Origin of the sequence: Mesorhizobium sp. (assembly GCF_005063415.1) — a bacterium.
Classification (GTDB): Bacteria; Pseudomonadota; Alphaproteobacteria; order Rhizobiales; family Rhizobiaceae; genus Mesorhizobium.
In genome coordinates this window covers 95,570-117,696 of the sequence record NZ_SUEG01000003.1, presented here as the reverse complement: position 1 = coordinate 117,696, position 22,127 = coordinate 95,570, and the positions used below count along the sequence as shown (strand labels likewise).

Annotated in this window: 17 protein-coding genes; 6 read left to right on the top strand and 11 right to left on the bottom strand. The window is 62.4% G+C overall.

Annotated features, from left to right (window positions below):
* The 3 genes from E5W70_RS02160 to E5W70_RS02150 all read left to right on the top strand — a co-directional run.
* A partial coding sequence (locus tag E5W70_RS02160) for an NAD-dependent succinate-semialdehyde dehydrogenase (RefSeq protein WP_292653814.1) occupies window positions 1-1,041 on the top strand: 1,041 nt, incomplete at its 5' end.
* Window positions 1,042-1,075: 34 nt separating this feature from the next.
* Complete coding sequence (locus tag E5W70_RS02155; protein ID WP_292653813.1) at window positions 1,076-2,455, top strand: aspartate aminotransferase family protein; 1,380 nt, start codon at window positions 1,076-1,078, stop codon at window positions 2,453-2,455.
* An 8-nt stretch (window positions 2,456-2,463) separates the two neighbouring features.
* Window positions 2,464-3,564, top strand: coding sequence for an alcohol dehydrogenase family protein (locus E5W70_RS02150; protein WP_292653812.1), 1,101 nt, complete (start codon window positions 2,464-2,466; stop codon window positions 3,562-3,564).
* 5 nt (window positions 3,565-3,569) lie between these two features.
* On the opposite strand, the gene E5W70_RS02145 is transcribed toward E5W70_RS02150, so the two are convergent.
* Entirely contained in the window at window positions 3,570-4,946 is a 1,377-nt protein-coding gene (locus E5W70_RS02145) for an aspartate aminotransferase family protein (protein ID WP_292653811.1), read from the bottom strand.
* 168 nt (window positions 4,947-5,114) lie between these two features.
* Between E5W70_RS02145 and E5W70_RS02140 the strand changes: the two genes are divergently transcribed.
* Entirely contained in the window at window positions 5,115-6,233 is a 1,119-nt protein-coding gene (locus E5W70_RS02140; RefSeq protein WP_292653810.1) for an NAD(P)/FAD-dependent oxidoreductase, read from the top strand.
* Between the two features lie 222 nt (window positions 6,234-6,455).
* Window positions 6,456-7,463 carry a cell division protein FtsZ gene (gene ftsZ, locus E5W70_RS02135; protein WP_292653809.1) on the top strand — a complete coding sequence of 336 codons (1,008 nt, stop codon included), beginning with the start codon at window positions 6,456-6,458 and terminating at the stop codon, window positions 7,461-7,463.
* 44 nt (window positions 7,464-7,507) lie between these two features.
* Here ftsZ and E5W70_RS02130 read toward each other — a convergent pair whose 3' ends face one another.
* The 7 genes from E5W70_RS02130 to E5W70_RS02100 all read right to left on the bottom strand — a co-directional run bounded on the left by E5W70_RS02130 (window position 7,508) and on the right by E5W70_RS02100 (window position 16,429).
* The gene (locus E5W70_RS02130) at window positions 7,508-8,518 is read right to left on the bottom strand and encodes a phosphotransferase family protein (protein WP_292653808.1); all 1,011 of its coding nucleotides are present in this window, start codon (window positions 8,516-8,518) and stop codon (window positions 7,508-7,510) included.
* Window positions 8,519-8,531: 13 nt separating this feature from the next.
* Window positions 8,532-9,773, bottom strand: a complete 1,242-nt coding sequence (locus tag E5W70_RS02125) for an acyl-CoA dehydrogenase family protein (protein WP_292653818.1) — start codon at window positions 9,771-9,773, stop codon at window positions 8,532-8,534.
* A 222-nt stretch (window positions 9,774-9,995) separates the two neighbouring features.
* On the bottom strand, window positions 9,996-12,137 hold the full coding sequence (locus tag E5W70_RS02120) for a beta-galactosidase (RefSeq protein WP_292653807.1): 2,142 nt from the start codon (window positions 12,135-12,137) through the stop codon (window positions 9,996-9,998).
* Between the two features lie 18 nt (window positions 12,138-12,155).
* Window positions 12,156-13,295 carry an ABC transporter ATP-binding protein gene (locus E5W70_RS02115; protein WP_292653806.1) on the bottom strand — a complete coding sequence of 380 codons (1,140 nt, stop codon included), beginning with the start codon at window positions 13,293-13,295 and terminating at the stop codon, window positions 12,156-12,158.
* Between the two features lie 61 nt (window positions 13,296-13,356).
* Window positions 13,357-14,208, bottom strand: coding sequence for a carbohydrate ABC transporter permease (locus tag E5W70_RS02110; protein WP_292653805.1), 852 nt, complete (start codon window positions 14,206-14,208; stop codon window positions 13,357-13,359).
* Window positions 14,208-15,092 (bottom strand): sugar ABC transporter permease, encoded by an 885-nt coding sequence (locus tag E5W70_RS02105; RefSeq protein ID WP_023677182.1) that lies wholly within the window; start codon window positions 15,090-15,092, stop codon window positions 14,208-14,210. Before E5W70_RS02105 ends, E5W70_RS02110 begins: the two co-directional genes overlap by 1 nt.
* Before the next feature lie 65 nt (window positions 15,093-15,157).
* Window positions 15,158-16,429, bottom strand: a complete 1,272-nt coding sequence (locus E5W70_RS02100) for an ABC transporter substrate-binding protein (RefSeq protein ID WP_292653804.1) — start codon at window positions 16,427-16,429, stop codon at window positions 15,158-15,160.
* 266 nt (window positions 16,430-16,695) lie between these two features.
* Between E5W70_RS02100 and E5W70_RS02095 the strand changes: the two genes are divergently transcribed.
* On the top strand, window positions 16,696-17,898 hold the full coding sequence (locus tag E5W70_RS02095; RefSeq protein WP_292653803.1) for an ROK family transcriptional regulator: 1,203 nt from the start codon (window positions 16,696-16,698) through the stop codon (window positions 17,896-17,898).
* A 26-nt stretch (window positions 17,899-17,924) separates the two neighbouring features.
* Here the strand turns inward: E5W70_RS02095 and E5W70_RS02090 are convergent, their stop codons facing one another.
* Genes E5W70_RS02090 through E5W70_RS02080 form a run of 3 tightly spaced genes read right to left on the bottom strand, consistent with a single transcriptional unit; the run spans window position 17,925 to window position 22,127 of the window.
* Entirely contained in the window at window positions 17,925-19,295 is a 1,371-nt protein-coding gene (locus E5W70_RS02090; protein ID WP_292653802.1) for an alpha-glucosidase/alpha-galactosidase, read from the bottom strand.
* 21 nt (window positions 19,296-19,316) lie between these two features.
* A complete protein-coding gene (locus E5W70_RS02085; RefSeq protein WP_292653817.1) occupies window positions 19,317-20,984 on the bottom strand; it encodes an ABC transporter ATP-binding protein in 1,668 nt (555 codons plus the stop codon).
* 9 nt (window positions 20,985-20,993) lie between these two features.
* Window positions 20,994-22,127, bottom strand: a complete 1,134-nt coding sequence (locus E5W70_RS02080; RefSeq protein ID WP_292653801.1) for an ABC transporter permease — start codon at window positions 22,125-22,127, stop codon at window positions 20,994-20,996.

Sequence of the window (22,127 nt, the reverse complement as noted above, 5' to 3'; positions counted from 1 at the left end):
GCCGAGATGATGGTGCGGCGCGAGCCGATCGGCGTCGTCGGCGTCGTCACGCCGTGGAATTTTCCCGCGGCGATGCTGACCCGCAAGGCGGCTGCCGCGCTTGCCGCCGGTTGCACCATTGTCGCGCATCCTTCCTCGGAAACGCCGCTGTCCGCACTGGCGCTGGCCGAGCTCGGCGAGCGCGCCGGCGTGCCGGCAGGCGTGTTCAACGTCCTCACCGGCAAGGCTTCGACCATCGTTGGGCGGATGTGCGAAGATCCGCGCGTCCGCGCCATGAGCTTCACCGGCTCGACCGAGATCGGCAGGTTGATCGCCGCGCAGAGTGCGCCGACGATGAAGCGTCTGGTGATGGAACTCGGCGGTCATGCGCCGCTGATCGTCTTCGCCGACGCAGATCTCGACAAGGCTGTGGCCATTGCGGTCGACGCCAAATTCGCGACCTCCGGCCAGGACTGCCTCGCCGCCAACCGCATCTATGTCCAGCGTCCGCTATACGATCGGTTCTGCACTGCTTTCGCCAGACGCGTCCAGGCATTGCGGGCCGGCAATGGCTTGGCCGACGACTCCGAAATCGGACCCTTGATGCACGAACGCGCCATCAAAAAGGTCGAGGAGCAGGTCGCCGATGCGCTCGCCAAAGGCGCGCGCTGCCTGACCGGCGGCAAGCGCCATCCGGCCGGGCCGTTGTTCTACCAGCCGACCCTGCTCGCCGATATTGGAGACGACGCTTTGATCATGCGCGAGGAGACCTTCGGTCCGGTTGCCGCCGTGACGCCCTTCGACAGCGAAGACGAAGTCGTCGCCCGAGCCAATGCCACCGAATACGGCCTCGTCGCCTATGTCGTGACTGAGAATGGCGGTAGGCAATTGCGCATGGGCCGGGCGCTCGACTATGGCATGGTCGCCATCAACCGCGTCAAGATCACCGGCGCGCCGGTCCCGTTCGGCGGCGTCAAGCAGTCCGGCATTGGCCGCGAGGGCTCGCGTCATGGGCTCGAAGCCTTTACCGATCTCAAATATCTCTGCCTCGACGTAGCGTGAGCCGCGCCGACACATTTTCCTCAGGAGTAGAAAAATGCTCGACCAGTCAAACGAACTCGCCGCGTGGGATCGCGATCACTTCTTCCATCCCTCGACCCATATGGGAACGCATGCGCGTGGCGAGAGCCCGACACGTGTGATCGCCGGCGGCGAAGGCGTCACCATCTGGGACAATACCGGCAAGAAGAGCATCGATGCCTTCGCCGGGCTCTATTGCGTCAATGTCGGCTATGGCCGCCAGAAGATCGCCGACGCGATCGCCGCGCAGGCCAAGAACCTCGCCTATTACCACGCCTATGTCGGCCACGGCACCGAGGCGTCGATCACGCTCTCCAAGATGATCATCGACCGCGCGCCGCAAGGCATGTCGAGGGTCTATTTCGGGCTCTCCGGTTCCGACGCCAACGAAACCAATATCAAGCTGATCTGGTACTACAACAACGTGCTCGGCCGGCCCGAGAAGAAGAAGATCATCTCGCGCTGGCGCGGTTATCACGGCTCCGGCATAATGACCGGATCGCTGACTGGCCTCGACCTGTTCCACAACGCCTTCGACCTGCCGCGTGCGCCGGTCCTGCACACCGAGGCGCCCTACTATTTCCGCCGCGCCGACCGCTCGCTGAACGAGGAGCAGTTTTCGCAATACTGTGCCGACAAGCTCGAGGAGATGATCCTGGCCGAAGGGCCGGAAACGGTCGCAGCCTTCATCGGCGAGCCTATCCTCGGCACCGGTGGCATCGTGCCGCCGCCAGCCGGCTACTGGGAAAAGATCCAGGCGGTGCTGAAGAAGTACGACGTGCTGCTGGTCGCCGACGAGGTCGTCACCGGCTTCGGCCGATTGGGTACCATGTTCGGCTCCGACCACTACGGCATCAAGCCCGACCTGATCACCATCGCCAAGGGCCTGACCTCGGCCTATGCGCCGCTCTCCGGCGTCATCGTCTCCGACAAGGTCTGGCAGGTGCTGGTGCAGGGTTCCGACAAGCTCGGCTCGCTCGGCCATGGCTGGACCTATTCGGCGCATCCGATCTGCGTCGCCGCCGGTGTCGCCAACCTGGAACTGATCGACGAGATGGACCTGGTGCGGAACGCCGGCGAGACCGGCGCCTATTTCCGCGCCGAGCTGACGAAGGCCGTCGGCGGCCACAAAAACGTCGGCGAGGTGCGCGGCGATGGCATGCTGGCGGCAATCGAGTTCGTCGCCGACCGGGACGACCGCGTGTTCTTCGACGCCGCGCAAAAGATCGGACCGCAGATCGCGACCGCACTTGCGGCAAGCGGCGTCATCGGCCGCGCCATGCCGCAGGGCGACATTCTCGGTTTCGCGCCGCCGCTCTGCCTGACGCGGGAAGAGGCCGACATCGTCGTCTCCAAGACGGCCGACGCGGTGAAGAGCGTGTTTGCCAACATCTGAAAACCGACATGAATGCCATGACCAAGACCATCCCCGCCACCATGGCCGCCGTGCAGCTGATCGGGCACGGCGGACCGGAAAAGCTCGTCTACCGCACCGACGTCAAAGTACCCTCGCCCGCCCCGGGCGAGGTGCTGGTCAAGGTCACCGCTTGCGGTATGAACAACACCGACGTCTGGGTGCGCCAGGGCGCCTATGGCACTGAGGAAGATGCCGCGGCGGTATCGACATGGCGGCGGCAAGGCAACACACTGACCTTCCCGCGTATCCAGGGAACCGACACGGTCGGCAACATCGTTGCCATCGGCGACGGCGTGTCGCCGGCCCGCATCGGCGAGCGGGTGATGGTCGATTTCTCCATCTACAATCGCGACGACGATTCATTGGCCGACATCGACTATATGGGCCATGGCCGCGACGGCGGCTATGCCGAATACCAGACAGTGCCTGCCGAGAACGCCCATATCGTCGACACCGATCTGAGCGATGTCGAACTCGCCACGTTCTGCTGCGCCTATCTCACCGGCGAGCAGATGCTGGAACGCGCCGCATTGAAAGCCGGCGAGCGTGTGCTGGTCACCGGCGCCTCGGGCGGCGTCGGCTCCGGCATCGTGCAGCTGGCGCGGGCGCGCGGCGCCATTCCCTATGCCATTGCCGGCAAGGGCAAGGAACAGGCGGTGCGCGATATCGGCGCCGAGGCGGTGATTACCCGTGGCGTTGCCGATCTGCCGGCCGCCGTCGCCGCGGCGACCGGCGGGCAGCCGATCGACGTGGTGGCCGATCTGGTCGGCGGCGCGATCTTCAACGACCTCCTGCGCATCTTGAGGCCGGAAGGCCGCTACACCACGGCTGGTGCAATTGCCGGCCCGGTCGTGCAGCTCGATCTGCGCACCATGTATCTGAAACAGCTGCAACTGCATGGCTCGAGCCAGGGCACGCGGGCGGATTTCCGCCGCATCGTGCGCTACATCGAGGAGAAGAAGATCCGGCCGCTGGTCGGCGGCGTCTACAAGCTGTCCGATTTCCATCGCGCCCAGGCCGATTTCATCGCCAAGGACTTCGTCGGCAAGCTGGTGGTCGTTCCGGACGCGGTCGGCGTCGCTAAATAGCGCGATCAGCTTGGCGATCGGACCTGCTTGGCGGCAGCCTCGAGCGACCGTTCAAACGCGTCGATCACCTGGTCGACCTGCGGCTCGGTGATGATCAGCGGCGGGCAGAAAGCCAGCGCATCGCCCATATTGCGCGAGATGACGCCATTCTGCTGCATGAAGCCGTTGACGAGCGCGCCCAAGGCACCGACCGTGCCCCACGGCGCCTTGTTCGCCTTGTCGCCGACCAGTTCGACCGCTGCGATCAGGCCGATGCCGCGCACCTCGCCGACGAGCGGGTGCGAAGCGAGATCGCGCAGCCGCTTCTGCATGTGCGCACCAACGGTGCGCGCATTGCCGACAAGGTCGCGCTCCTCGATCAGCTTCAGGTTCTCGAGCGCAACCGCAGCCGCAACAGGATGGCCGCCGCCGGTGAAGCCGTGGCCGAACGTGCCGATACGATTGCTTTCGTTGGCGATCGGCTCGAAGACCTTCTCGTTGATCAGCAGGGCCGAGATCGGCAAATAGGAGGAAGAAATCTGCTTCGACAGCACCATGATGTCGGGCCTGATGCCGAAGGTCTGCGACCCGAACATCTCACCTGTTCTGCCAAAGCCGCAGATCACCTCGTCGGCGACGAGCAGGATGTCGTATCTCGACAGCACCACCTGTATCTTCTCCCAGTAGCCGGCCGGTGGAACGATGACGCCGCCGGCACCCATGATCGGTTCGCCGAAGAAGGCGGCGATCGTTTCCGGTCCTTCGGCGAGGATCAGCTTTTCCAGCTCGTCGGCAAGCCGCGTCGAAAACTGCTCTTCGTTTTCACCCGGCAGCGCCTCGCGCCAATGGTGCGGCGTCGAGGTATGGAGCACATTGGCGATCGGCAGATCGAACGAAATGTGGTTGTTGGGCAGTCCGGTCAGGCTCGCCGAGGCGATGGTGACGCCGTGATAACCCTTCTTGCGGCTGATGATCTTCTTGCGCGCCGGCTCGCCGAGCGCATTCGACCGGTACCAGATCATCTTCATGGCCGTATCGTTGGCCTCTGAGCCGGAATTGGTGAAATACGCCTTGCTCATCGGCACCGGCGCCATTTGCACCAGTCTCTCGGCGAGATCGATCAGCGGCGAATGCGATTTGGAGCCGAAATCATGATAGTAGGGCAGCTTCGACATTTGCCGTACTGCCGCATCGATCAGCCGCTTCTCCGAAAAACCGACCGCGACGCTCCAAAGCCCGGCCATCGCCTCGATATAACGGTTGCCGGCGAGGTCCTCGACATAGATGCCGTCGCCCTTCTCGATGACGAGCGGTCCCGACTCCTGATGCTTGCGGGCATTCGTATAGCCATGCATGTGAAAGCTTATGTCGCGGGCTTCGGGAGAATTCGGTCGTGCGTCCATGACGGCTCCTGTACTGCACGCGGAAACAGTCCTGCCGCCGGTCCGGCTCGGCAGGGTCCCCGTGCATTATGCCGTTTGATGCATCTTTCTCGAACGGTATAGTGTCAAGCGCTTTCGACAGGGCCAGCGGATGGATGGACGCATGCAGAACTTCGGCTTGACCTGACCGTGGACCATGTCGACTGCATTGTCGCCGGCGCCGGCGTTGTTGGCCTGGCGATCGCGCGAGAGATGGCGCAGCGCGGCATCGACACGCTGGTCCTGGAAGCCGAGAGCGCCATCGGCACCGGGACGAGTTCGCGCAATTCCGAGGTCATCCATGCCGGCCTCCACTATCCGGCTGGATCGCTGAAGGCCCGGTTCTGCGTGGCCGGCCGGGAAAGACTCTATCGCTATTGCGAGGAGCGTGCGATCCCGCATTCGCGCTGCGGCAAGCTCATCGTTGCCACAAATGCCGAACAGGAGCCGGTGCTCGCCTCAATCCGGGCCAATGCACGCGCTTGCGGCGCCGGCGACCTGATGCCGTTGCGCGAAGCCGAGGCGCATGCGCTGGAGCCCAGCCTTAAGTGTACGGCGGCGTTGCTGTCGCCCGCCACCGGGATCATCGACAGCCATGCCCTGATGCTTGCCTTGCTGGCTGATGCCGAGGCGCACGGGGCGGCACTCAGCCTCAACACCCGCATCGCCTCCGGCCGCATCGAAGCGGGCCGCGTCGTGCTCGAGACGGTGGACGCTGCTGGCGGCGAGCGCTTCGATATCGCCACTCCGCGCTTCGTCAATGCCGCCGGGCTTGGCGCCGCAGCACTTGCCGGTTCGCTTGAAGGGCTCGATCAGCAATTCGTGCCAAGGCTCCATTATGCCAAGGGCAATTATTTTTCGGTTGTCGGCCGGGCGCCGTTCTCGCGATTGGTCTATCCGGTGCCCGAACCCGGCGGGCTCGGTGTTCATCTGACGCTCGATCTCGACGGCGTCACCCGCTTCGGGCCGGACGTCGAATGGACCGATCAACTCGACTATCGCGTCGATCCAGCTCGTGGCGAGCGCTTCTACAGCGAGATCCGCAAATATTGGCCGGACCTGGCCGATGGCAGCCTGCAGCCCGCTTACAGCGGCATCCGGCCAAAACTGACCGGTCCCGGTGAGGCCAATGCCGACTTCGTCATCCAGGACGTGGCGGTGCACGGCGTGGACAGCCTGGTCAACCTGTTCGGCATCGAAAGCCCCGGCCTGACCTCCTGCCTGACGATTGCCGACCATGTCGCGCAGTGCCTCGCGCCGAAGTTGTAGCGCGCGGCGCCCCGCGCCACGATCCGCACAGTATCAGGGGCGCATTGCGTGAACTTTCAGACGCAAGTCGCCTATGAGGCACATCGCGCACTTGCAGCCCGCTCCGCGCTCTGATTCCCTGCATTCTGGGCTGTCCTGATTCGCACTGCCCGGTTCAGAGTTTTCGCAGTGCGCCCGGGACAAGCTTCCAGCGACCACTCGGCGTATCCAGGGAGAACGGCAATGAACACCGCGACGAGGCCGGTAATCTCGGAGATGAGGCCCAAGATCACCGTCGTCGGGGTCGGCGGCGGCGGCGGCAACGCCGTCAACAACATGATCGTCGAAGGCCTGCAGGGCGCGGAATTCATCGTCGCCAACACCGATGCCCAGGCCCTTGCCATGTCGAAGGCAACGAGGCTGATCCAGTTGGGCGCTCATATCACCGAAGGTCTCGGCGCCGGGTCCCTGCCCGAGGTCGGCCGTGCCGCGGCCGTGGAATCCATCGACGAGATCATGGATCACCTTGCTGGAACGCATATGTGCTTCGTGACCGCCGGCATGGGAGGCGGAACCGGCACCGGTGCCGCGCCTGTCATAGCGCAGGCAGCGCGGGCAGCCGGAATACTGACCGTCGCCGTCGTTACCAAGCCATTCGTCTTCGAAGGCAGGCGCCGCATGTACGCTGCCGATGAGGGCATCGAGCGTCTGCGCGAAAGCGCCGATACCGTCATCGTCATCCCCAACCAGAACCTGTTCAGGATCGCCGACGCCAGAACCACGTTCGCCGACGCCTTCGCCATGGCCGATCGGGTTCTCTATGCGGGTGTCGGCTGCATTACCGATCTGATCGTTAAGGAAGGCCTGATCAATCTCGACTTCGCCGATGTAAAGTCGGTGATGCGCGACATGGGCCGCGCCATGATGGGTACAGGCGAGGCTGCCGGAGAAGGCCGCGCCAAGAAGGCGGCGGAAGCGGCAATCGCCAACCCGCTGCTCGACGAAGCTTCGATGATGGGCGCCAAGGGTGTCCTTGTCTCGATATCGGGCGGCATGGACATGACGCTGTTCGAGGTCGACGAAGCCGCTACCCGCATCCGCGAGGAGGTCGACAACGATGCCGACATCATCGTCGGCGCCATCTTCGACAAGGCACTCGCCGGAAAATTCAGGGTGTCGGTCGTGGCGACCGGCCTGCGGCGTGGCCTGGAGATTCCGCTGCTGGCCGAACCGGAAGTTCGCATGAACTGAACGCGTATCGCGTGCGGTTCGCTTAGCTGATTGCCAGCCTCGCGTCACCAGGGCCGCGCGCCGTCGATGACCTCCATGGCGCGTGCAGCAAAACGGCCGGCCAGCGGTGCCACATCCGCCGCATCGGCCGCAACCGCGCTGCCGGCAAGCACGCGGTCGGCGATGCCGACGAAGATCACCGCAAAGCGGAACATGGCAAACACCAGATGGAACCGCTGCAGCGGCGCCGTCGGCACGGCGTGGGCGAAGTAATGATCGAGGAATTCGCGTTGTGTCGGAATCCCGAGCGCTGCCTGATCGAGGCCGAGGATGCCGCCATATTCGTCTGATGACGAGTGCCAGGGCATCGAGCAGAAGCCGAGATCGGCAAGCGGATGGCCGAGCGTCGACAATTCCCAGTCGAGTATGCGCATCACTTCGGGCCGCTCGGAATGAAAGATGAGATTGCCGAGACGGAAATCGCCATGCGCGATCGAGACGCGGCCGTCGTCTGGCGGAAGATTTCGCGGCAGCCATTCGGCGACGGCTTCGAGCGCGGCGATGCGATCGCTCGGCGATTCCCGCAACTGTCTGGTCCAGCGCGCAATCTGTCGTTCGAAATAGTTCCCGGGACGGCCGTAGTCGCCGAGCCCGATCTCTTCCGGCCGGACGGCGTGCAGCTTCGCCAGCGCCTCGGCCATGCCAAAATAGACGCCGCGCCGCTCGTCCCGCGCCAGTCCCAGCAACGCGCCATCGTGGAACACCCGGCCGTCGAGCCGCTGCATCAGATAGAACGGCGTGCCGAGCGGCTCGTCGCCGTCGTGAAAGAGCAGCGGCCGCGGCACCGGCACCTTTGTCGACGCTAGCGCCTCGATCACACTGTATTCGCGCTCGACGGCATGAGCGCCGCGCAGGATCGGTCCCGGGGGTTTCTTGCGCAGCACCATGCGGCGGCTGCAATAGTCGACGAAATAGGTCGGATTGGATTGGCCGCCGACGATCCGCTCAAGCGACATCTGGCCATCGCCAAAACGCGCTCTCAGAAAATCCTCCAGGCGTGCTGGATCGAAATCCATCCTCATTGCCGGCTCAGCGGTTCCCGCCGCGACGTGTTTCGTCTTGCATGCCGGTTTCGACATGCCAGTGCCAGAAGCCTGTACCTTCCTCGTTGAGGAAGCGATTGAGCACCATCTTGTGAACCTCGTCGGCGCCGTCGACCAGGCGAGCCTGGCGGGCATAGCGGTAGATCCATTCGAGCACAGTGTCTTTCGAATAGCCGCGGGCGCCGTTGATCTGGATCGCCACGTCGGCGGCGTCATGCAGCACATTGGCGACCTGGATCTTGGCCATGGAAACCTCCTTGCGGGCAAAGCCACCGCGATCGAGCTCCCAGGCCGCCTTCATCACCAGCAGCCGCCCGATCTCGATGCGCATGGCAAGGTCGCCGAGCATCAGCTGGATACTCTCGCGGTCGGCCAAAACCTGCCCGAAACCGCTACGCTCGGCGGCATAGGCGCGTGCGATTTCAATGCAGCGCTTGGCAAGGCCAAGCCAGCGCATGCAATGGGTGAGCCGCGCCGGACCGAGCCGGACCTGGGTAACCATGAGGCCGCTGCCTTCGCCGGCAAGCACATCCTCGACCGGGACTTCAAGCCCGTCGAATTCCAGCTCGCAATGGCCGCCATGTTCTTCCGGTCCCATGATCTCGATGCGCCGCAGGATCCGCCAGCCCGGCTGGTCCTTGTGGAACAGCAAGGCCGAAAGGCCGTGACGCGGATCGTCCGAAGTGCGCGCTATGAGAATGAAGTGGCTCGCCTCTTGCGCGCCGGTGATGAACCATTTGCGGCCTTTGACGACATACCTGTCACCGCGCCGTTCGGCTCTGGTCAGGATCATCGACGGGTCGGAGCCGCCCCCCGGATGCGGTTCCGTCATTGCAAAAGCCGAGCGCACCTTTCCCTCGACGATCGGCTTCAGCCATCTTTGCTTCTGCTCCGGCGTCCCCAGTCGTTCCAGCACCATCATGTTGCCGTCGTCGGGGGCTGCGGAATTGAATACGACCGGACCGAAGATCGAACGGTTCATCTCTTCATAGCAGACGGCCATATCCACCTTCGAGAGGCCGGCCCCGCCGGTCTCGGGTTTCAGCTGCAGGCACCACAGGCCGGCTGCTTTCGCCTTGCCCCGCAACGTTTCGAGCAGCGGCAGCGCGATATTGCCATGGCCATCATAACAAGCCTTGTCTGCCTCGAGCGGCAGGATCTCGCGCTCGACAAATTCGGCGATCCGGCTGCGGAAGGCCTCGGTGCGGACGGAAATGTCGAAGTTCATGGCGCTCACAAGGATGAAACGAGATGCCGCCATCGGCTCCGATGGTCGCGCCGGTAGTGTAACTGCCGTCGTTGACTGGGAGCAACAGCAGTGCGCCGGCCGTTCCTGCGCACGTCAAAGCGCCGGTTCGATATGGATCGATGCCGGCGTGCTGCCGGTGCCGGTCGAATTCCAGGATCAAAGAGTACTCAGGTTTCGTATGGCTGACGTCCGCGACAATGCTCAGATCAATTCGATGACAGCGCAGCCATAGCCGTCCAGCGTCAACACTCCGGAGACAGGCACTTCGCTATCGAGCAGGTTGCTGCCGGAGGGAACGCCGGTTACCGTAACGGGCGTGTCTTTGATGTTTTGCACGAACAGCAGCTGGCGTTCGTCATTCTCGCGCATCGTGACCTCGACGCCGTCCGGCAGATCCGGAACTAGAGGCTCCACATTCGCATCCACGAAAGTGCGCGTAGCGAGTTGAGCTGTCAGCTCCGGGGTTAGATAGGTGCCGACATAGAGCACACGGCCCTTGCCGACGGCGCGGGAGGTAATTGCAGGCGTTCCCGCCGCGTAGCGGTTCGACCAAACCCCTACAATTTCGACTTCCGGTTCGACTGCGAGGTTCTCATAGAAATAACCGGCATCGAACTCGTGGTTTCCGACAATGAAACGACGGATACGGCGGCTGGATTCGGCCGGTCTGTCGGGAGGAATGACGAGCCCGCCGGAGCGCGACATGGTATTGAACAAGCCATTGGCCCCAGGTGCCGCCAACCGCCCGAAATCCTCGACGCGAACGCCGGTCAGCTTCGACAGCGACCGGCCCGGCGCTGTCTCGCGGATGACGTGGTTGTTTTCGTCGCGGGTTCCCGTGCGCGCGCCGATGATGACGGTACCGCCATTTTCGGCAAAGACTTGCAGCCGCTCGGTCCAGCTGTCCTTCCAGATCACCCAATGCGGCACGTAGAACACCTTGAGCTTCGACAGATCATCTTCCGGGTGGATGAAGCCGCAGGCGATGCCGCTGTCATAGCAATACTGGTGCAGCAAGGTTGCATCATCCTGCGGACTTGGCAGGCCGATGGGGAAGGTCTTGTGGGCTTCCTGATTGTCGAAGTCCGAGCCGGCGATGCCGACATCCATCCGCACATAGGTGCCTAGGATCTTGTCTTTAAGCGCCGTCATCTCGGTGGCGAACTGCCTCGCTTCGTCATAGCGGCGGCGAGCGACATCATCGTGATCGATGATGCCCATCCAGTATATCTCGGCGCCGAAATGCGCGGGACGCCAGCGGAAGAACATGATGCCATCGGCGCCACGCGCAACCGACGACATCGCCATGCGCCGCATTTCGCCCGGCTCCGGCGTCAGCGTGCAGAAGCCCGGCTGGGCGCCAAAGCCCGACTGTTGTTCCGGCACTATGTAGTTGCCGGAAAATCCCCTGCAGATGTCGAGATGCAGCGCCTGGATCTTGGCGTGGTTGCCTAGGCGAAAGAACTCGTCATAGAGGAACGGATAGATGTCGTAGCCGACGAAGTCGAGATCGGTGGAGAACTGGCCGCGAAAGTCGATGTCGCGCAATCCGCCAAGATTGTGGAAGATGAACCAACCGGCATTCGCTTCTCTCAGGATCTCGACCTGGTCGCGCTGGAACCGTGCTGTCGAAAAGGCGAGAAAACGGTGGTAGTCCTGGAGGTGACCGGGACCGGGAAAGGACGGTGAGAATTCCAGCGGGAAGACAATTTCGCTGAAATCGCCGTAAGCCGTCGCCCAGAAGTCGCCACCCCAGGCGAAATTCAGCCTATCTATCGTCTGGTAGGCTTCCTGGAGATAAGCCTGGAATTCCTTCAATGCCGACGGCGAATAGGATTCCGGCATGCTGGTGTTGAGTTCGTTGTCGGTCTGCCAGCCTATGACATTTGCGTTGTCGCGGTAGTGGTCGGCCATCGCCTTGGTGATCTTGCGGCTATAGTCGCGAAACACCGGGCTGCTGGTGTCGGCATACTGGCGTGAGCCGTGGCTCATCGACCGGCCATTTCCATCACGCCGCAGGATTTCCGGATGTTTTGCCGTCAGCCAGCGCGGCGGAGTGGCGGTCGGCGTGCACAAGATCGTGCTGACGCCGTGACGCGCCAGCCCCTCGATTGCCCGGTCGAACAGGCTGAAATCGAAGATGCCTTCACGCGGTTCGAAAATGTGCCAGGCGAATTCGCCGAGGCGGGCGACGTTGAAGCCGGCCTCGGCCATGCGCCGGGCGTCGTTGTCCCAGTAACTCTCGTCCACATGTTCGGGGTAGTGCGGCGCGCCGACCAGAAAGCGATCGGTCTGGATCGTGCGCCAGACCGACAGGGTGCGGCCTTTTGAAGTCTTGTTCACGAAGGATACTCCTGCAGATCAGTCGGTGATGGTGGATTTGCGGGCACTGATCGTCCGCTCATCGACAGAGGAAAAGAGATAGACGTCACGCGGCTCAACCTTGAAGCCGACGGTCGCATCGGCAGCGACGGCACTCGCATGGCCGATCTGGACGGTGACGTTGCCGCTGCCGCTTTCGGAACTGACGCATTGCAGCGGGCCGGCGTCGGCATAGAGGATGGTCTCGCGGCCGAGACGCTCGACCAGCCGTACCCGTCCGGCAAAACTCGCCGTCTCTTCCGCGGCCAAGCTGATGCTCTCCGGCCGGATCCCCATCGTCACCCTATCCCCGACCTGTACGGATGCAGCTTCCGTCAATTCGACAGTCAAGGGAGAAAGACCGGCGGCCGACAGCGTGGCGGCGCCGCCGGAGACAGCGGCGACCGTCACTTCGAAAAAATTCATCCGGGGTGCGCCGAGGAAGCCGGCGACGAAGAGATTGGCCGGATTACGATAGAGTTCGAGCGGAGCGCCCACCTGCTCGACCGAGCCGCGATTGAGCACGACGATACGGCTTGCCATTGTCATCGCCTCGGTCTGGTCGTGCGTGACATAGACCATGGTGGCGCCGAGCCTGGCATGCAGATCGGAAAGCTCGACGCGCATCTGCGTGCGCAGAGCTGCGTCGAGGTTGGACAATGGTTCGTCGAACAGGAACACGTCGGGCGAGCGGGTTATCGCACGGCCGATGGCCACACGCTGACGCTGGCCGCCTGAAAGCTGTTTCGGCCGCTTGTCGAGCTGGTCGGCAATGCGAAGGATCTTGGCGGCTCGCAGCACGGCGGCGTCGATCTCGGCCTTGGGGCGATGCGCCATGCGCAGGCCGAAACCCATGTTCTCGGCGACCGTCATATGCGGGTAAAGCGCATAAGACTGAAAAACCATCGCAATGCCGCGCTCACCCGGCTCGGTGGTGGTGACATCACGGCCGTTGATGAGAATCTTACCAGTCGAGACGGTTTCAAGCCCGGCGATGATCTTCAACAGCGTTGACTTGCCACAGCCGGACGGCCCGACGGTGACAATGAACTCGCCCTGTTCGACGCTGAGATCGATGCCGCGCAGCGCGTGGTAGCTGCCATAATTCTTTTGTATCTGCCGGAGTTCAAGACTGGTCATGGAGCCCTGCTTGCGAAATCAGTTTCGGATCGGGTGGGCGACGCCTTGAAGCCATGGTCGTTCATCCCTTGACCGCTCCCATGGTGAGGCCGGTGATGAAGTGCTTCTGCATTAGGAAGAACATGGCAACCGGCGGCAAAGCCACGACGGTGGTGCCAGCCGAGATCAGGTTCCAGGCCGAGACCCATTCGCCGCGCAGATTGGCGAGGCCGGCGGTGACCGGTTTGACGGTATCGCTGATGGTGAGCACGACCGCCCAGAAATAATCGTTCCAGATAAAGGTGAAGAGCAGGATGGCCAGCGCCGCGAGAGCCGGCCGCACCAATGGGACCACGACATGTACCAATGTCTGAAACGGCGTCGCGCCCTCGGCCCTGGCGGCCTGAAACAGTTCTCCCGGCAAGGCGGCGATGAAGTTGCGCATGAACAGTGTCGCAAACCCGGTCTGGAAGGCGATGTGGAAGATGATCAGGGCCGCCATCGTGTCGTAGAGGTTGAGCCGCACCATGAGATCGCGCACCGGGATCATCATGATCTGGTGCGGCAGGAAGTTTCCGCCGACGAACAGGGCGAAGACGAGCATGTTGCCGCGAAACCGATAACGGGCGAGCACGAACCCGGCGAGCGTGCTCAAGATGAGAACGCCCATCACCGAGGGGATGGTGATGGTCAGGCTGTTGAGGAAGTAGCGGGCCATTGGCGTCTGGGTGAAGACCGCCGTGTAGTTGTCGACCAGGCCGAATTGCGTCGGCCAGCCCCACAGATTGCCGCCCATGACATCCTGCGTAGAGCGGAACGAGGTGAGAATGATGGCAAAGAGCGGTGCCAGCCAGACAATCAGGATGCCGGTCACCAGCACGACATAGAGGCGACGCCGCCAAATAGCAGTTTCGGGAAACGGGCGAGGAAACATCAGCCGCCCCTTTCATCGGCGCGGATCATCCGCGTCAGGTACCAGGCGATGAAGACCGCCATGATCACGAACAGCACCGAAGCAATGGCCGCGCCATAGCCGAAGCGGTAGGAAAAGATGGACTGCTCGAACATCTGATAGGCAAGCACCTCGGACGAACCGAAGGGGCCGCCGCTGGTCATCACCGAGACCATGTCGAAGGAACGCAGCGCGCCGACGACGGTGACGGCGATGGCGATAAAGGTGACCTGCGTCAGCTGCGGCAACACGATGTGGCGCAGCATGTTCCAGCCCCTGGCGCCGTCGACCCGCCCGGCGCCGATCAGGTCCTCGCTGAGATTGTTGAGGCCGGCGAGATAGAGCACCATGCAGAAAGCGATCTGCGGCCACAACGCTGCGATCACGACGGCGAAGGTGACGAAGTTTTCATCCGACAGCACTGCCGGGGCCGTCGCGCCGAAGGTGCGAAAGATCAAGGCGAGAAGCCCGAATTCCGGGGTATAGACCCAGGTGAAGACCACGCCGACGGCAACCGAAGCCAGCACCAGCGGAATGAAGAACAGCGATTTGAGGAGGCGCATACCTCGGATTTTCTGGTTGACGAGCAGCGCGATGGCGAGGCCGAGCGGCGGCGCCAGCATGAACATCACCAACCAGATCAGATTGTTCTTCAGCGAAACATAGAACTGCGGGTCGGCGAACAGTTCGCGGTAGTTGCCGAGGCCGATCCAGACCATCGGGCTGAAGCCGTCCCATTCGTGCAGGCTAATCCATAGGCTCTCGACCGCAGATGCCAGAATGACGACGGAAAACAGCACAGCGGCGGGCAGAATCAGAAGTGTCGGCGTCAGCCACCAGCGATGGCGGCGCCAAAGCTTCGTCATTTTGGGAGACCTCATTCACGGAAAGCATTGGGGAGCAGAACTCCGCTCCCCTCCGCTGGGAGGCGCTAGATCTTGAAGATCCGGCGACGAGTTCCCTCGAGACGCTGAAGGATGGCATCCCGGCGCTCCGGCTTGGCCATGAATTCCTGGAAGCCGACCAGGCCGGCCTGGGCCATGTCGGGATCGGTATCGCGGTCGTAATATTGCGACGTGCCGGCCACCGTCTTCAGGCTTTCCACAGCCGCGTTGACCAGCGGGTCCTTGCTGGCCGGAAGGTCGTTGCGCGGCGGAACATTGCCGCCAGGTTCCAGATAGGGGCCGAAATTTTCCGGCTGGTAGAAGAAGGCGAGGAACTCGCGGGCACCCGCCTTGTTCTTGGCGTTGGCCGGGATGTGGACCGAATTGACCGAGAATTCTTCGTAGCGGTCGAGGGCGCCGTCAATCTTCGGGAAAGGGGCGAATGTCAGCTGCTCGAGATCCTGCTCAGGGAAAGTAGCTTTCACGAAGGCGCCGAGGTTCATCATGCCGGCCTTCTTCTGGGCGAGGAAGGCGCCGGCCTCCTGCCAGCCGAACGACGTCTGATCCGGCGTGAAGAAACCCTGCTTGATCAGCTCCTCCCAGTGGTCGAAAACAGGCTTCAGCACCGGGTCGGTATAGGCCATCTTGCCGTTCATCAAGGCAAAGTGCTTGTCGAGACCATTGATCCGCAGGTTCATCTGGTCGAACCATCCGGCCGCCGGCCAGAGTTCCTTGGTGCCCATGCTGACCGGGATAAGGCCAGCAGCCTTGGATTTCTGGCCGTAAGCCAGGAATTCGTCCCAGGTCGCCGGTACCGTCAATCCGTGCTCGGCAAAGACGTCCTTGCGATAGAACATGCCCCACATCGTGCCGCCGGTCGGCAGGCCATACTGCTTGCCGTCGACAGTGACGGCACCGGTCGTGGCACCCAGCACGTCCTTGTACTTTTCCTTCTCGAACAGATCCGAAATGTCGTCGAACAGGCCGCGGGTGACGAAGGCGCGCATGCGGTTTCCGGAGAACCAGAAGCAGACATCCGGCGCGCCGGCGACAAGGTAGTTGCGGATCGCGGTCTTGTGGGCCTCGTGATCCATATTGTTGATCACAACCTTGGTGCCGGACTGCTTCTCGAAGTCGGCCGCGATGCGCCGCAAAATCCGCAGGGCATCGGCATTGTTTTCGTCTGAAATGATGGTGACTTCGCTCGACTGGCTGAGTGCCGGCATCGGGAAGCCCGCGAGGGCTCCAGCGGAAATGCCCCCAGCTCCCTTCAGGAAATTGCGCCGCGTCGACGGCTTTTCAATCCACTTGAACGTCATTGCTACTCCTCCCGTGTTGTCAATTATCTGCCCGGCATCCCGGCAGCCGCGGTCGTTCTCCTCAACGGCGCTTTGCGAACCCGACGACGCATCTCCGGGGCAAGACAACATGCTTGCCCGCTCCGTCAGAGCGCGATGACCTTGGCGGGGTATGAACCGGATTAATTTCGCTGACCCCCGGTTCGGGTGTTGAACAGTCGGGCAAACTTATGCATATGTGTTCTCGAGAGGCAATAATTAATTTACAAAATTAAGAAAGCGGATCCGTGAAGCTCAAAGGTGACCCGAGCACGACCCGGGCGATGAACCGCAGACTGATCCTCAATCTCTTGCGGCAAGAGGGGGCGCGCAGCCGGGCCGACATAGCGTCCGTTACCGGGCTCAGTCCGGCGGCCGTCACCTTCGTCGTGGCGGACCTCATCGAGGAAGGCCTGCTGATCGAAGGCAAGACAGTCGTAGGCTCGGCCGGGCGCCGCCCTATCCCGGTGGATATCAACTATGCCAACGGCCTCGCCATAGGCTTCAAGCTGATGGTCGGGTCGGTCGAATGCGTGGTCACCGATCTTGCGACTAATCCGCTGGGCTCCATGCACGTCAAGCTCTCGGACAGCGATCCCGACCATATCATAGCGACCTTGGCCAAGGCGGTGCCGGAGCTGATTTCGATTGTCGATCGGCCAGGCGCCAAGCTTGCTGGGATCGGCGTTTCAATGCCTGGCGTGATAGACAACCAGAAGGCCGTGTGTATCCGCAGCAATCGCTATAACTGGGACAACGTTCCCCTTGGCCCGATGCTGGCCGAACTGGTAGACGTCCCCGTGTGGCTTGAGGACGACACCAATGCCTATGCCATTGCCCAGCAACTCTTCGGCCTTGGACGCCAGCACCGCAATATGGCTGTGCTGGCGATCGGCGTCGGAATCGGCTGCGCGCTCGTCTTCGATGGCAAACTCTATCGCGGCGCGAACGGTGCCGCCGGCAAGTTCGGCCACAGCTCTTATGAGGAGAACGGCCGCCTTTGCGAGTGCGGAAAACGCGGCTGCTTGATGGCCTATTATGCCGAGCCGGCGATCCTGCGCACCTGGCGCGAAGGCACCGGGCACGACGAAGCGGATAGCAAAGTCAGCCTTATGGCAGCCTTGGCAGACCGCGAACCGCGAGCCGACGCCATTCTCGAAGAGGCCGGACATGGCATCGGCCGGCATCTCGCCAATCTTGTCAACATCACCGACCCGGAGGTCATTGTCGTCGGCGGTGAAGCCGTGTCGTTTGGCGATGCTCTGTTTGGCCCAATGCGGCTGACCCTTGGGAAAAATACCTTTCGCGCGGCACCACCAATGCTGCTGGACTGGGAGGACAATTCCTGGGCAAGGGGAGCGGCTGCTCTCGTAACGCAGAAGCTCTTTGATTTCGAAACATCTGCCGGCAACGCCGCTCCGCTTTCAAAGCCGGCCCTATGGTCCGCATAGGCGAGTGAAATAGACAGCCCAGCGCCTCAGGCCGCCCGAACGCTGCGCGCTCCACGCGCCCAGGCCGGCAGCCAATCGCCATGCGCAACCAGCAAATCATCGACCAGCGACCATACTTGGTCGAGGTCGAGCTCGGCCGCCGTGTGCGGGTCCATCATCGCCGCGTGATAGATGTGCTCGCGGTTCTCGGTCATCAGCGCCTGGACCGTCAGCTCCTGGACGTTGATATTGGTGCGGATCAGCGCGGTGAGTTGCACCGGCAGGTCGCCGATGAACGTGGGTTGAACGCCGGAGGCGTCGACGAGGCATGGCACCTCGGCCGCGCAATTGTAAGGCAATGACGTGATGCAGCCGTTGTTGCGGACATTGCCGTAGATCACCGACGGCTCGCCGGTCCAGACCGAGTTCATAATCGAGGACGCATATTCCTTCGACTGCTCCACTTCGATCTTGTCAGCCGAGCGATAGGCTTCCGCTTGCCCCTTCCAGCGTTCGATCTGCTCGATGCAGCGCTTCGGGTATTCGTCGAGCGGGATACCGAATTTCTCGATCAGATCCTCGCTACCGTCCTTGATGAAATAGGGCGTGTATTCCGCGAAATGTTCGGAGCTCTCGGTGACGAAATAACCGAGGCGCTTCAGCATCTCGTAGCGCACTCTGTTCGGGCAGCGTGGATTCCATCCCGGCTTGGGCACCCGCCCTTCGCTGTAGGCGCGCAGCAGATCCGGATAGAGGTTGCGGTAGGAGCCGTCCGGCTGGCGATGCTCGAACTTCAGGTAGAAGGCCATGTGATTGATGCCGGCCGAGCGGTAGCGAATCTCCTCGTAGGGAATGTCGAGATCATGCGCCAGTTCCATCGCCGTGCCTTGCACCGAATGGCAGAGCCCGACCTGCTTGATGTCGGGGTACTTCTCTGCGATCGCCCAGGTGTTGATCGCCATCGGGTTGACATATTGCAGCATGATCGCCTGCGGGCAGACCGCGAGCATGTCCTCGCAGATCTTCCAGAGATGCGGCACGGTTCTCAAGCCTCGCATGATGCCGCCGACACCGAGCGTATCGGCGATGGTCTGGCGCAGCCCGTATTTCTTCGGAACTTCGAAATCAGTGATCGTGCAGGGCTCGTAGCCGCCGATCTGGAAGGCGACGACGACGAAATCGGCGCCCGCCAGCGCCTTGCGCTGGTCCGAGTAGGTTTCGGCTTTGGCCTTTACGCCAAGCGTCGAGATCAGCTTGCCGACGACGATTGCGCTTTCCTCGAGCCGTTGCGGATTGATGTCCATCAGCGCGATCGTCGCGCCGGATAAAGCCGGACGCTGCAATATGTCGCCGACGATGTTCCTCATGAACACCGTCGAGCCAGCTCCGATGAAAGCGACCTTGGGATTTCTTGCCACAACGACCTCCGGCATAAGCAATCAGGCTACCTCGAAAGCGGCTTTGACCAGCCGTTCGGTGTAAGCGGTTTTGGGATGGGACAGGACTTCGTCGACCGGCCCCTCTTCGACGATCCGGCCGTGCTGCATGACGATGACGCGATGGCACAGCGCCCGCACGACCTTGAGGTCGTGCGAGATGAAGATGTAGCTCAGGCCCCGTTCGCGCTGCAGCTTGCGCAGCAGTTCGATGATCTGCGCCTGGACCGAGAGATCCAGCGCCGATGTCGGCTCGTCGAGCACGATGAATTCGGGTTCGAGCGCGACGGCGCGGGCAATCGCAATACGCTGGCGCTGGCCGCCGGAAAACTCGTGCGGGAAGCGCGACAGGATATCGCCGGGCATGCCGGCGCTGATCAGCGCCTCGCGCACCCGCTCGATCCGATCGTTCCTGGTGGCGCCCATGCGGTTGACGACCAGCCCTTCCTCGATGATCTGGCCGATCGTCATGCGCGGGTTGAGCGACGAGAACGGATCCTGGAAGACGACCTGCATGCGCGACCGCAACGGCCGCATCTGCGCGCGCGAACAGCCATGGATCGGCTGGCCATCGAAATAGATCTCGCCGCTGTCCGTGGTGTTGAGCCTGAGCAACGCCTCGCCGAACGTGGTCTTGCCCGATCCGGATTCGCCGACGAGACCCAGCGTCTCGTGCCGCCGAAGGGTCAGGCTGAGGCTGTCGACGGCGACGAGCTCACGCAGGTCCGGCCTCATGAACGTGCCATGCCGCAGCATGAAGGAGACGCGCACATCCTTGGCTTCAAGAATGACGTCGGCGCCTTCCGGCAACGGATTGGCCTGGCCGCGCGGCTCGGAGGCAAGCAGGTGGCAGGTGTAGGGATGTTGCGGATTGGCGAACAGCGTCTCCGTCACATTGTGCTCGCGCATCTCCCCACGCTGCATGACGTAGACATAGTCGGAGAACTGCCGCACCACGGTCAGGTCGTGCGTGATCAGGATCACCGCCATGCGCAGTTTCTTCTGCAGGTTTCGGATGAGATTGAGGATCTGCGCCTGAACCGTGACGTCGAGCGCCGTCGTCGGCTCGTCGGCGATCAGCACATCGGGATCGTTGGCCAGCGCCATGGCGATCATCACACGCTGGCGTTGGCCTCCGGAAAGCTGGTGCGGGTATTGTTTCAGCCGCGCCTGGGGTTCAGGAATCTGCACCTGCTGCAGCAGCTCAAGCGCTCTTGCTTCGGCCTGCCTGCGGCCCATCTTTCGATGCACCCGTATCGCCTCGACGATCTGGCTGCCGATCGTGTAGATCGGGTTGAGCGAACTCATCGGCTCCTGAAAGATCATCGAGATGCGGTCGCCGCGCAGTTTGCGCCGCGCACGCTCGGAAAATTTCAGGATGTTCGCGCCGTTGTATTCGACGGTCGATTTCGGCGACACGACCGCGCGCTTCGACAACAGTCCCATGACGGTGCGCGCCGTCACCGACTTGCCCGATCCGGACTCGCCGACGATGGCGATCGTCTCGCCGCGATAGAGCTGGAACGAGATGTCCTTGACCGCTTCGACCATGCCGTGCTCGACCTTGAAATCGACGGCGATGTTGCGGGCATCGATGACCGGGTTTTCCGAACGGCCGTCATGGTCGAGCCGGACAGGCGGTGCGAGGGATTTGACGAGTGCGTGTTGCATCATGTCACGTCAATAAGGATCGACTGCATCGCGCAGTCCGTCGCCAAGCGCGTTGAACGCGAAGACGGTGACAAGCACGAAGCCGACCGGCGAGAGGATCCAGGGATAGGTGCCGATGACCGAATAGGTGGCGGTGTCTTGCAGCATCAGCCCCCAGGAGATCAGCGGCGGCTTCACCGCGAAGCCGAGAAAACCGAGGAAGGATTCGAGCAGGACGACACTGGGGATCGCCAATGTGACGGCAACGATCACGTGGCTCATCACGTTTGGGAAAATGTGCTGCATGATGATGCGGCCATCCGTGGCGCCGACCGCCATCGCCGCACGGACGTAGTCGATTCGCGCCAGCGCCAGGGTCTTGCCGCGCACCTCGCGCGACATCTGCGCCCAGCCAAGCGCCGACATGACGACGATCACGAAGGCCAGGAAGACATTGGTCGGCGCCGTCACCGGAACCAGCGACGTCAGCGCCAGATAAAGCGGCAATTGCGGAAATGCGAGCACCAGTTCGACGAAGCGCTGGACCCAGACATCGAACGTGCCGCCGAAATAGCCCGACACCATGCCAACGGTCGTGCCGATCACGGTGACGATGAAGACCACGGTCAATGCGATCATCAACGAGATGCGCGAACCATAAATCGCACGAGCCAGCACGTCGCGACCGAACTTGTCGGTGCCCAGGAAGTGCACCGGCTGGCCGTCGGTCGAGCCGAAGAAGTGCCGGTTCGCGGGAAGCAGGCCGAGCAGTCTGTACTCCGCTCCCTTGACGAAGAAGCCGAGCAGCCGCGGATGGTCATAGTCCGGCCCGACGACGGGTTGGAAGGTGACCGGGTCAAGGTCTTCCGAATCCGCCAGGGCATAGACGCGTGGCTGGAAAACGAAGTTACCGTCCTTGTCATGGAAGCTCATCATCTGCGGCGGGGCGAAGCCGACATCGGTCACCTTGGGATCCATCGGTGCGAAGAAGTCGGCAAACACCGCCAGCAGCACCAGAAACGCGACCAGGATGAGCCCGGCCATGCCGGTCCAGGACCGTTTCAGGCGGCGCCAGACCAGCGCGATGTAGCTCTCATTGCCGCGCGGCTTGATCTTGGCCGATTCCTCGGCAAGTGGCGGCAGCGAGGGCTCGAAAGCAAGCAT

Bases quoted from the DNA above. Each gene is read 5' to 3' on its own strand.
- E5W70_RS02130 (WP_292653808.1), bottom strand. From the start codon at position 8,518: ATGGATTTCGATCCAGCACGCCTGGAGGATTTTCTGAGAGCGCGTTTT.
- E5W70_RS02145 (WP_292653811.1), bottom strand. From the start codon at position 4,946: ATGGACGCACGACCGAATTCTCCCGAAGCCCGCGACATAAGCTTTCAC.
- E5W70_RS02105 (WP_023677182.1), bottom strand. From the start codon at position 15,092: ATGACGAAGCTTTGGCGCCGCCATCGCTGGTGGCTGACGCCGACACTT.
- E5W70_RS02150 (WP_292653812.1), top strand. From the start codon at position 2,464: ATGAATGCCATGACCAAGACCATCCCCGCCACCATGGCCGCCGTGCAG.
- E5W70_RS02080 (WP_292653801.1), bottom strand. From the start codon at position 22,127: ATGCTTGCTTTCGAGCCCTCGCTGCCGCCACTTGCCGAGGAATCGGCC.
- E5W70_RS02115 (WP_292653806.1), bottom strand. From the start codon at position 13,295: ATGACCAGTCTTGAACTCCGGCAGATACAAAAGAATTATGGCAGCTAC.
- E5W70_RS02125 (WP_292653818.1), bottom strand. From the start codon at position 9,773: ATGAACTTCGACATTTCCGTCCGCACCGAGGCCTTCCGCAGCCGGATC.
- ftsZ (WP_292653809.1), top strand. From the start codon at position 6,456: ATGAACACCGCGACGAGGCCGGTAATCTCGGAGATGAGGCCCAAGATC.
- E5W70_RS02110 (WP_292653805.1), bottom strand. From the start codon at position 14,208: ATGTTTCCTCGCCCGTTTCCCGAAACTGCTATTTGGCGGCGTCGCCTC.
- E5W70_RS02155 (WP_292653813.1), top strand. From the start codon at position 1,076: ATGCTCGACCAGTCAAACGAACTCGCCGCGTGGGATCGCGATCACTTC.
- E5W70_RS02085 (WP_292653817.1), bottom strand. From the start codon at position 20,984: ATGCAACACGCACTCGTCAAATCCCTCGCACCGCCTGTCCGGCTCGAC.
- E5W70_RS02100 (WP_292653804.1), bottom strand. From the start codon at position 16,429: ATGACGTTCAAGTGGATTGAAAAGCCGTCGACGCGGCGCAATTTCCTG.